The following is a 3,011-nucleotide window of genomic DNA, read 5'->3' as shown; positions in this document are numbered from 1 at the left end:
GGGTGACGACGGGCGGGGTGGTGTCGGCGACCGTCAGCCGCAGCGGCGCGTCGCGCTCGGTGACGGTGGCCGCGGCCGGGACCGCGAACGGGTGGGCGGCCGAGGCCGGGGCCGGGATGCCGCCCGGGCCGCGCGTCTGCACGACGAGGTGGTCACCGGGCAGGTACCCGCCGTCGAAGGTCGCGCGGCCGTCGGCCCCCGTGGTCGCGGTCACCGGGGTGGAGCCCGGTGCGCAGGCCCCGGCCGTGGCAGGGCACAGGGTGAACTGGGCGCCGGCCAGCGGGCCGCTCCCGGTCAGGGCGACGCCGAGGGTGCGGTAGCCGTGCCGCACGGGCAGTTCCAGCGCGCTCCCCCCGGGGCCCGCGGGAGCCGCCCCGGCCGGGGTGTACCCCGGGACCGTGATCGGTGTGGTCGGCACCAGCAGCTGACCGGAGGCCGGCAGACCGACCAGCGTGGCGGTGAAGACCGAGTCGTCCGGCAGGTCGGCCACGATGCCGACGGAGGGACCGGCGTTCGTCGTGGGGATCGCACTGCCGGCCGGGAAGACGCAACCGCCGCTGCCGACGAAGGTGCAGACGGCCGATGCCGTGGACGGGACGCCGAGCTGCTGGCTGAAGCGGAGCTCGACCTGGGCGCCGGTCAGGGCCAGGACCCGACCGGCGGGCAGGACGTCGGGTGTCAGCGTGAGGTGCAGCTTGCCGGTGCCGAAGCTGGCCCCGGCCGGGGTGGCCGCCTGCGGTGCCCCCTCCGTGTAGGCGGCCGCCCGGGACGTCAGCACCTCGGGCGGTGCCGCCTGCGACTCCGATGGGGAGGACGCCGGGCTCGACGGGTCGGACACCGGCGTCGGCGCCTCCTCGGCCAGCGCGGCCGGGGCCACCGCCGTCCCCAGGGTCAGCGTGCCGAGCACCAGGGCACTCAGGCGGGCGGTGCGGGGCAGGGCACCGCGAGCAGCGACGAGCATGGGAGTACCTCTTCCGGACGGGCGTCGCCGTCCGCACGGCGCATCACGCAGAGCATGCGGTGCGACACGCGGCATCACGGTCACCGCCACGGCGTGTCGCGGTGTGGACGTGCTGGTCGGAGCGGTCGTCGGCGAGGTGGCACCGACCTGGGAGACTCGAGTCCTCATGACGACTCCGCTCAACCTGGTCTCGCTCGAACGCGTCTCCAAGGCCCACGGCACGACCTCCTTGCTCGACGACGTCTCCCTCGGCATCTCCGCCGGTGAGCGGATCGGCGTCGTCGGGCGCAACGGCGGGGGCAAGTCGACGCTGCTCTCGGTGCTCACCGGCGTGGAACCCCCCGACTCGGGCCGGGTCACGATGCGCAACGACATCGCGATGGGCGTGCTCGACCAGGCGGGCACGCTGCCCGAGGGCACGACCGTCCACGACGTCGTGCTCTCCGGGTACGCCGCTGAGCACGAGTGGGCCGCCGACCCCGCCGTCCGCTCGGTGCTGACCGGCCTGGAGCTGGACCGGCTCGGCCTGGACGCCCCCGTGGCGCCGATGTCCGGTGGCGAGCGCCGCCGGGTCGCCCTCGCCGCGCAGCTGGTCCGCCCGCTGGACCTGCTGGTCCTCGACGAGCCCACCAACCACCTGGACGTCGAGGGCGTCGCGTGGCTGGCCGAGTACGTCAAGCAGCGCTCCGGCGGCATGGTGGTCGTCACCCACGACCGCTGGTTCCTCGACGAGGTCTGCACCACCACGTGGGAGGTCGCCGACGGCTCGGTCTACGCCTACGACGGCGGCTACTCCGCCTACACGCTGGCCCGCGCCGAGCGCGCCCGGATCTCCAGCGTCACCGAGGAGCGCCGGCTCAACCTGGTCCGCAAGGAGCTGGCCTGGCTGCGCCGTGGCCCGCCGGCCCGGACCAGCAAGCCCAAGTTCCGCATCGACGCAGCCCAGGCGCTGATCGCCGACGAGCCGCCGGCCCGGGACAAGCTGGCGCTGGCGAACTTCGCCGCCCGCCGGCTGGGCAAGACCGTCTTCGAGCTCGAGCACGTCGACTACGCCGTCCCCACCGAGGACGGGCCGCGCTCGCTGTTCCGCGACCTGGACTGGAACGTCGGCCCGGGCGACCGGATCGGCATCGTGGGGGTCAACGGCGCGGGCAAGACCTCGCTGCTCAAGATGCTGGTCGGGGAGAACGAGCCCGACGCGGGCGTGGTGAAGACCGGGCAGACGGTCTCGCTGGCCTACCTGTCCCAGCACGTCACCGAGCTGCCGCCCAAGGCGCGCGTGCTCGAGGCCGTGCAGGACGTCGCCCGGGTCGCCCGGCTGGGCAACCAGGAGATCTCGGCGTCCACGCTGGCCGAGCGCTTCGGCTTCGCGGCCAGCCGGCAGTGGACCCCGGTCGGGGACCTCTCCGGTGGTGAGCGGCGGCGGCTGCAGCTGCTGCGGCTGCTGATGGCCGAGCCCAACGTGCTGATCCTCGACGAGCCGACCAACGACCTGGACATCGACACCCTCACCGCGCTGGAGGACCTGCTCGACGGGTTCCCCGGCACGGTGCTGGTGGTCAGCCACGACCGGTACTTCGTCGACCGGGTCTGCGACACCGTGGTCGCGCTGCTGGGCGACGGCTCCCTCGCGCAGCTGCCCGGCGGGGTCGAGGAGTACCTGCGCCGGCGGGCCGCCGGCGGTGCCCCGCTGACGACCGCCTCCGGTGGTCAGTCCGGCGACCTGTCGACGACGGCCCGGCCGGCCGTGTCCGCGGCCGATGCGCGGGCCGCCCGCAAGGAGGCCTCCAAGCTCGAGCGACGGATGCTCAAGCTGGACGGCGAGGAGAAGAAGCTGCACGACCAGCTGGCCGCCGCGGCCACCGACCACGCCAGGGTGGCCGAGCTCAACGTGCAGCTGCTGGCCGTGCAGGCCGAGAAGGAGCAGGTCGAGAGCGACTGGCTGGCCGCGGCGGAGCTGGCCGAGGCCTAGCTGTACTGCCCGGACAGGTTGGTGCACGGTCTCTGTTCGAGGCTGATCTTGATGTGAGGAGGGACCTCCGGGTTCTGT

General features: G+C 74.1%; 2 protein-coding genes. One reads left to right on the top strand and one right to left on the bottom strand.

The window, feature by feature from the left end:
* Positions 1–961 (bottom strand): prealbumin-like fold domain-containing protein (locus AC0IVP_RS21775; RefSeq protein WP_471759261.1); only part of this gene is annotated, 961 nt, incomplete at its 3' end.
* A 166-nt stretch (positions 962–1,127) separates the two neighbouring features.
* Here AC0IVP_RS21775 and AC0IVP_RS21770 point away from each other — a divergent pair.
* Complete coding sequence (locus tag AC0IVP_RS21770) at positions 1,128–2,933, top strand: ABC-F family ATP-binding cassette domain-containing protein (protein WP_471759260.1); 1,806 nt, start codon at positions 1,128–1,130, stop codon at positions 2,931–2,933.
* The last annotated feature ends 78 nt before the right edge of the window (positions 2,934–3,011 follow it).

The sequence above is a fragment of the Klenkia sp. AC732 genome, assembly GCF_979256525.1.
This window is presented reverse-complemented; position numbering and strand designations above follow the sequence as displayed.